At 62.0% G+C, this 6468-nt stretch carries 10 protein-coding genes; 7 read left to right on the top strand and 3 right to left on the bottom strand.

The window, feature by feature from the left end; translation table 11 throughout:
• Nucleotides 1–437: 437 nt before the first annotated feature.
• Entirely contained in the window at nt 438–1070 is a 633-nt protein-coding gene (locus tag B5F19_RS02535) for a hypothetical protein (protein WP_087287555.1), read from the bottom strand.
• On the bottom strand, nt 1057–1587 hold the full coding sequence (locus B5F19_RS02540; RefSeq protein ID WP_087287558.1) for a sigma-70 family RNA polymerase sigma factor: 531 nt from the start codon (nt 1585–1587) through the stop codon (nt 1057–1059). The genes B5F19_RS02535 and B5F19_RS02540 overlap by 14 nt, the downstream gene beginning before the upstream one ends.
• Before the next feature lie 406 nt (nt 1588–1993).
• Here B5F19_RS02540 and rpmG point away from each other — a divergent pair, with 406 nt between their 5' ends.
• The 7 genes from rpmG to B5F19_RS02575 all read left to right on the top strand — a co-directional run bounded on the left by rpmG (nt 1994) and on the right by B5F19_RS02575 (nt 5234).
• On the top strand, nt 1994–2161 hold the full coding sequence (rpmG, locus tag B5F19_RS02545) for a 50S ribosomal protein L33 (protein ID WP_008980220.1): 168 nt from the start codon (nt 1994–1996) through the stop codon (nt 2159–2161).
• A gap of 39 nt (nt 2162–2200) precedes the next feature.
• Complete coding sequence (gene secE, locus B5F19_RS02550; RefSeq protein ID WP_087287560.1) at nt 2201–2491, top strand: preprotein translocase subunit SecE; 291 nt, start codon at nt 2201–2203, stop codon at nt 2489–2491.
• 15 nt (nt 2492–2506) lie between these two features.
• Entirely contained in the window at nt 2507–3031 is a 525-nt protein-coding gene (nusG, locus tag B5F19_RS02555; protein ID WP_087287563.1) for a transcription termination/antitermination protein NusG, read from the top strand.
• A 126-nt stretch (nt 3032–3157) separates the two neighbouring features.
• The gene (gene rplK, locus B5F19_RS02560; protein WP_087287566.1) at nt 3158–3583 is read left to right on the top strand and encodes a 50S ribosomal protein L11; all 426 of its coding nucleotides are present in this window, start codon (nt 3158–3160) and stop codon (nt 3581–3583) included.
• 14 nt (nt 3584–3597) lie between these two features.
• Complete coding sequence (gene rplA / locus B5F19_RS02565) at nt 3598–4290, top strand: 50S ribosomal protein L1 (RefSeq protein WP_087287568.1); 693 nt, start codon at nt 3598–3600, stop codon at nt 4288–4290.
• A 177-nt stretch (nt 4291–4467) separates the two neighbouring features.
• Nucleotides 4468–4719: an IreB family regulatory phosphoprotein gene (locus B5F19_RS02570; protein ID WP_087287571.1), complete on the top strand. Its 252-nt coding sequence runs from the start codon at nt 4468–4470 to the stop codon at nt 4717–4719.
• Between the two features lie 59 nt (nt 4720–4778).
• Entirely contained in the window at nt 4779–5234 is a 456-nt protein-coding gene (locus tag B5F19_RS02575) for a DUF523 domain-containing protein (protein WP_087287573.1), read from the top strand.
• Between the two features lie 37 nt (nt 5235–5271).
• On the opposite strand, the gene B5F19_RS02580 is transcribed toward B5F19_RS02575, so the two are convergent.
• Complete coding sequence (locus tag B5F19_RS02580) at nt 5272–5946, bottom strand: DUF3298 and DUF4163 domain-containing protein (protein WP_087287576.1); 675 nt, start codon at nt 5944–5946, stop codon at nt 5272–5274.
• Nucleotides 5947–6468 lie beyond the last annotated feature (522 nt).

Raw genomic sequence — 6468 nt, forward strand, 5'->3', positions numbered from 1 at the left:
GCCGGGGACGGCTCCGATGAGCACTTCGTGCTCATAGTCGCCTTTCCCCGGACCCCGTTACGGGGAACGCGTACCTGTTAAGAATTGCAGAATTTCCGGCGCGCAAAATCTGAGTGAGTGTCTAAATTCCCGCCGGGCCACTGGGCCCTGGCATTCCCAAAATTGTTGTTGGTGCGGTTCCACTTCCGCGCCTGCATGTTCCGAACTATCGTTCCCGGTGCAATTTCTGTCAAGCCTTCCCCCTTTCAGGGGGAAGGTGCCCCAGTGCGCACACTGGGGCGGATGAGGGTGCGCTCTTGAGACGCGGGCCGGTCTGGGACCGGCCCCTACCATAAAAACGGATGACTTGCAAATACGCCGTAGGGGCGGCACACCGGGCCGCCCGCCCGTGTACAAAAACAGGGCGCGGTCCCCCGCGCCCTGCCCCCTGCCATGCTTTATCCGTTTTGCGACTCCCACAGTTCCTCTACCTGGCTCAGGCCTGCTCTGTACCAGTCCGGGTCCTGAACAAACTCCCCCCAGGGGATGTCCTCCCGGCTGTGGAACATTCCACTCCCTCCGCCGCTGTCGCCGGGAAGTTCGATTCCCTCAAACCAGCCGTAGTCTTCCGGGGTTCCTCCCACGATGATGTAGTGAAGCCCTCCATTCTTTTCCCACTGCGTCCAAACGTAAGGAGTATTTTCATTCACTTGGCTGGTCACGTCTACCCGCTGACCGTCGGCCACAAACCACAACCGGCCATTCTCCAGAGAGATAATGGTGGGCTCGCCGTTCTCGTCCAGGCCATTTGACATTGCCATCGTAGGGCCATCGTCTGCACCACCGATGGACACCCATCCTCCAGAGAAAAATTGATAAATCTGTTCTCCATAGCTCCACCCGGCCAGGGCCAGACAGGCGGCCAGGGCCGCCGCCAGCACCAGAACCGTTCGGCCTTTCCGCTTTTTCTGCCGCACCTGGGCCAGCACGGTCTCTTTTACCTTGTTCTCGTCCACAAAGCACTCCTCCTTGGGCTCAAATTCCTCGTCCTGGAAGGCGTTCATCAGTTGAAATAGGTCAATCCGCTTCAAATTCATACCCCGCCTTTCCCAGCAGTTCCTTTAATTTCTCCCGCCCCCGGCGCAGGCGGCTCTTGGCGGTGGACAGGTTCAATCCCATCTCCTCCGCCGCCCGGGCCACGGTCTGTCCGTAGTAGTACCGGCGGACAAAGAGCTCCCGGTCCGTCCGGTCCAGGGTTTCCAGGGCCTCCCGCACCAGCCGGGCGGCCTCCTGGTCCTCCAACGCCCGCTGGGGGCTGTCCGCCGAGAGGGTGAGGAGGTCCTCCTCCAGAGGCAGCTCCTCCTCCCGGAGAGCCCTCAGCCGGTTGATGCACCGGTTCCGCATGGTCACCGCCAGCCACCCCTTCACCTTCTCCGGCTGGAGCTTCCTCCGGTTCTCCCAGGCGGCCAGAAATACGTCGGCCGTCAGCTCCTCCCAGTCCTGGGGCCGCCCGGGCAGGACCCGGGCCGCGATGGCCGACAGGTAAGGGGTGTACCGGTCCATCATGGCCTCCAGCCCCGCCGGGTCCCCCCGGCGCAGTCTCTGCATGATCTCCTGCTCCTGAATGTCCGCCGCCTCCCTTCTGCTTTGAAACGCGTCTCACCCTTTATAACACAGATTCCCCGCCTCTGGTTTCCGGTTTTCAAAAATTTTGTCCCGGACAAAAAAGTGCTTGACAGGCCGGTGGAAACGTGGTAGAGTATCAATTACCTGTGAAAGGGGCTTTTTTGTCGTGCGCATTTTTACGGTGTCATGCGCTCCGACCCCCTCCTCCGGCTGACCGGAACACAGGGAGGCAATGGCCGGACCCCACCGTACCGTCTCTTTGCGCAGAGGTTCCTCTCTGCGCTTGTGCGACGCTGGATTCGGCCGCAGGCCGCGTCCGGCGTTTTTTCGTTGCCGCGGCTGTGAAAGCGGGGAGCGCCCCGCAAAACAATAAGGAGGTGCCGAACCTATGGCAAGCAAAGCCGGCGCGCGCATTAAGATCACCCTGCGGTGCTCTGAGTGCAAGCAGAGAAACTACAACACCATGAAGAACAAGAAGAATACCCCTGACCGTCTGGAGCTGAACAAGTACTGCCCCTTCTGCAGAAAGCACACCGTCCACAATGAGACGAAGTGATCCCACTGGAACGGCTGAAAGGAAAGAAGGGTAGTCAGAATGGCTGAGAACGAAAAAGTGGAGCAGAACACCCAGCCTGCTTCCAGCAAGGCCGACAAGGCCAAGAAGGACAAGAAGTCCGAGAAGAAGCCCGGCGTCTTTGCCCGCATCGGCCGCTGGTTCCACGAGCTGAAGGTCGAGTTGAAGAAGGTCGTCTGGCCCACCAGAAAGCAGACCCTCAACAACACCCTGATCGTTATTGCCTGTGTGGTCTTCGTGGGCATCTTCATCTGGCTGTTTGACGCGGTGGCTGGCGCTCTGATTCGGGCGCTGTTCCACCTGTTTTCCTAAAGTCAGGTGAGCGGCATGGCTGACAATCTGAATTGGTATGTGGTCCATACCTACTCCGGCTATGAGAACACGGTGAAGGCCACCATCGAGAAGTACGTGGAAAACCGCCACCTGCAGGATGTGATCCATGAGATCAGCATCCCCATGGAGACGGTCACCGAGATCACCGACAACGGTCCCAAGGAAGTGGAGCGCAAGGTGTTCCCCGGCTATGTGCTGGTCAAGATGGTGATGAACGACGAGACCTGGCACGTGATCCGGAACATCCGGGGCGTCACCGGTTTCCTGGGCGAGGGGAACAACGCCATCCCCCTGTCCGAGGAGGACGTGGCCGCTCTGGGCGTGGAGAAGCGTGAAATCGTGGTCGGCTATCAGGCCGGCGACAGTGTGAAGATCACCGACGGCGCCCTGGAGTCCTTCCTGGGCACCGTGGAAGAGGTCGACCTGGACCGGGGCAAGGTCCGGGTGGTCGTCTCCATGTTCGGACGGGAGACCCCCGTAGAGCTGGAGCTGAACCAGGTGGAGCCCATCGGCCGGTAAGAGATCCCGGCTGGCTCCCCCGCGGCGTCAAGCCGCATGACGTGGGAGGGACGGCGCCGTCCGTCCCGCCAAACCGGACGCAGAGCGTCCTATTCAACCACATTTTTTCAATGGAGGTGCTCTTTCGTGGCACAGAAAGTAACTGGATATGTAAAACTTCAGATCCCCGCCGGCAAGGCGACTCCCGCCCCCCCGGTCGGCCCCGCCCTGGGCCAGCACGGCGTGAACATCGCTGCTTTTACCAAGGAGTTCAATGAGCGCACCAAGAACGACGTGGGCATGATCATCCCCGTCATCATCACTGTGTACGCCGACCGCTCCTTCACCTTCGTGACCAAGACTCCCCCCGCTGCGGTGCTGATCAAGAAGGCCTGCAACATCGAGTCCGGCTCCGGTGTGCCCAACAAGACCAAGGTGGCCACCATCAGCAAGGAGGATGTGCGCAAGATCGCGGAGACCAAGATGCCCGACCTGAACGCCGCCAGCATCGAGGCCGCCATGAGCATGATCGCCGGTACTGCCCGCTCCATGGGCGTCGTCGTGGGCGAGTAAGGAGGGTGTAAACAATGTTTAGAGGCAAGAAATATCAGGAGAGCGCCAAGAAGATCGAGAAGAATACTCTGTACGATACCAACGAGGCCATGGATCTGGTTGTGAAGACCGCCACCGCCAAGTTTGACGAGACCGTCGAGCTCCACGTGAAGCTGGGCGTCGACTCCCGTCACGCTGACCAGCAGGTCCGCGGCGCCATCGTGCTGCCCCACGGCACCGGCAAGACCCAGCGCGTGCTGGTCTTCGCCAAGGCCGCCAAGGCCGACGAGGCCCGTGCCGCCGGCGCCGACTACGTGGGCGAGATGGACCTGGTGGAGAAGATCCAGAAGGAGAACTGGTTCGACTTCGACGTGGTCGTGGCCACCCCCGACATGATGGGCGTTGTAGGCCGTCTGGGTAAGGTTCTGGGCCCCAAGGGCCTGATGCCCTCCCCCAAGGCCGGCACCGTCACCATGGACGTGACCAAGGCCGTCAACGAGATCAAGGCCGGTAAGGTGGAGTACCGTCTGGACAAGACCAACATCATCCACTGCCCCATCGGCAAGGTCTCCTTCGGCCCCGAGAAGCTGGCTGAGAACTTCAACGCCCTCATGGGCGCCATCGTGAAGGCCAAGCCCGCCGCCGCCAAGGGCCAGTATATCAAGAGCTGCGTGGTGGCTTCCACCATGGGCCCCGGCGTCAAGGTCAACGGCGCCAAGCTGGTGTAATCCCTCACATATATCCATGGCGCGGCCCATAGGGGCCGCGCCTTTCCTTTTCCTGGGGCAAATGGGCGGACATTTCTAAATTTTTATTAAAATTTCCCCATCTGCCCTTTACAGCGCCCGCTTTTTGGAGTAAACTAAGCACAAATGTTCCATACCCATTTCTAGGAGGTGTTTTCGATGGACGAGATGGACTTCACCCGAAAATTCCGGTTGGGCGACCAGCGGGATTTGGAGATCAAGGCAATCCTGGCCTCTGTGTACCAGGCGCTGCAGGAGAAGGGCTACAACCCAGTCAATCAGATCGTCGGCTACATCCTCTCCGAAGACCCCACGTATATCACCAACCACAACAACGCCCGCGCCCTCATTCGCAAGGTGGACCGGGACGAACTGCTGCAGACCCTGGTGAAATACTACTTGACCCACTAAAGCGTAAACGGCCCGCCGGAGCGATCCAGCGGGCCGTTTTTTGATCGGAGGAATCCCCCATGAACATCCTGATCAGCGCCTGCCTGCTGGGCGCCCCCTGCCGCTACGACGGGACTGGAAAGCTGGAACCGGCTCTGGAGCGGCTCCGCGCCCAGGGCCACACCCTGGTCCCCGTCTGCCCGGAGGTGCTGGGCGGGCTGCCCACCCCCCGCCCCCCGGCGGAGCGCCGGCCGGACGGCCGGGTGGCCACCCGGGAGGGTGTCGATGTGACGGCGGAGTACCGCTCCGGGGCGGAGCAGGCCCTGAAAATTGCCCAGGCACACGGCTGCACCCTGGCGGTCCTCAAGGAGCGCTCCCCCTCCTGCGGCCGCGGGAGCATCTATGACGGGACCTTCTCCCGCACCCTGGTCCCCGGCTCCGGGGTGGCCGCCCAGCTGCTGGAGGAGCAGGGAATCGCCGTCTATGGGGAGTCCCGCCTGGATGAGCTGATAAGCCAACTGTCTGCCGAGAGATGATAAAATCGTCCGCCGGGCTCCCGCCCGGCGGCTGTTTTTACTGCGGCTCTGACGATAAGGGAAGCGAAAAGGTAACTACCCCCTCCGCCGGCGGGGCCAGGGCACACTGGGGGATGTAAAATTCCAGCCCCTCCGGGGTGCGGCAGCACCGGTAGGGGGACAGCCAGCGCCGGAGCCGCCCTCCGAAGTCCGGGTCCAGAAAGCAGTCCCCCGCCGCCCGTCGAACCTCCCCCTGCTCCCGGAGCTTGCGGGTCAGATGGAGCCACCACCGCCGGTCCCCCGGGAAGTAGCTCCGCACCGGCAGAGGAACCCCCTCGGGCAGTTTCCACAGGTCCCCGGTGCGCACCTGGAGGGGGCGGCCGTCCCCCCGCACCTCCCGGGCGTCCATGCGGATGGAGAGGGTGTTCTCATCCTGAAAGAGGACCTCACCGGAGAGCCGGGCGGTCCAGGGGCGGAAGGGCCGGGACGCCTCCCGGCAGCGGGCCAGATCCAGGCAGGCCCGCCAATAGTTCTCCCGGCTCCATCGGCTCCGCCAGGCCCCCGCCAGCCGCTGGTAGTAGCGGCTGATCCGCTCCCCTCCCCTGCCGCCCCCTGTCAGTTGGGGGACGGACAGGTCCATCTCCAGTACCGGGATTTTCTCCAGGGTCAGAACCCGCTTCTCCTCCTTCCACTGGACCTGGGGCAGGGGCTCCTTCCTGCGCTTTTCTGCCATGCGATCCCCTCCTTTTTCCGTCCATCCTATGTCTTTTGACCGGGGAGGGTTCCCAAGGGATTTGGAGCAAATCAGGAGGTCGGCGCCTCCTGTAATTTACCTAGAAGCGGGCCGATGAGGACATCGGCCCCTACGCGCATAGTTCCATCTCTCCGCAGGGGCCCCTTGGGGCTCCCGCCGTAGATGATTCGGGCCAAAAGGTCACCCTCATCCGCCTCGCATACGCTCGGCACCTTCTCCCTTCTAGGGAGAAGGCTCGGGCGGCTGATAGCCGCCCCTACGGCATTTTCTCAGCCTCCCAAAGCGGCGCGTCCAGGAGGCCGCGCCCTACGGCCCAGCACCAGCCACCACCTGCTCGGCAAAGCCAGGCGCGGAAATGGAACCGCGCCAGTTTCAATTTTTGAAAAGCCAGGGGGGGCTGCGGACAAAAAGCTGGACCAAAACAGATCATAGAAGAAAAGATCAAGCAGCCAGGCCCAGGCAGCGTCTGAAGTCCAACGGGCTGCGCCAGCCAAGGGACTG

Origin of the sequence: Pseudoflavonifractor sp. An184 (assembly GCF_002160305.1) — a bacterium.
GTDB classification, from domain to species: Bacteria; Bacillota; Clostridia; order Oscillospirales; family Oscillospiraceae; genus Lawsonibacter; species Lawsonibacter pullicola.

What these genes read in the sequence shown, in the direction of transcription:
- B5F19_RS02570 (WP_087287571.1), top strand. Translation starts at nt 4,468, where the DNA reads ATGGACGAGATGGACTTCACCCGAAAATTCCGGTTGGGCGACCAGCGG.
- B5F19_RS02575 (WP_087287573.1), top strand. Translation starts at nt 4,779, where the DNA reads ATGAACATCCTGATCAGCGCCTGCCTGCTGGGCGCCCCCTGCCGCTAC.
- rplA (WP_087287568.1), top strand. Translation starts at nt 3,598, where the DNA reads ATGTTTAGAGGCAAGAAATATCAGGAGAGCGCCAAGAAGATCGAGAAG.
- B5F19_RS02540 (WP_087287558.1), bottom strand. Translation starts at nt 1,587, where the DNA reads ATGCAGAGACTGCGCCGGGGGGACCCGGCGGGGCTGGAGGCCATGATG.
- rpmG (WP_008980220.1), top strand. Translation starts at nt 1,994, where the DNA reads ATGGCAAGCAAAGCCGGCGCGCGCATTAAGATCACCCTGCGGTGCTCT.
- secE (WP_087287560.1), top strand. Translation starts at nt 2,201, where the DNA reads ATGGCTGAGAACGAAAAAGTGGAGCAGAACACCCAGCCTGCTTCCAGC.
- B5F19_RS02580 (WP_087287576.1), bottom strand. Translation starts at nt 5,946, where the DNA reads ATGGCAGAAAAGCGCAGGAAGGAGCCCCTGCCCCAGGTCCAGTGGAAG.
- nusG (WP_087287563.1), top strand. Translation starts at nt 2,507, where the DNA reads ATGGCTGACAATCTGAATTGGTATGTGGTCCATACCTACTCCGGCTAT.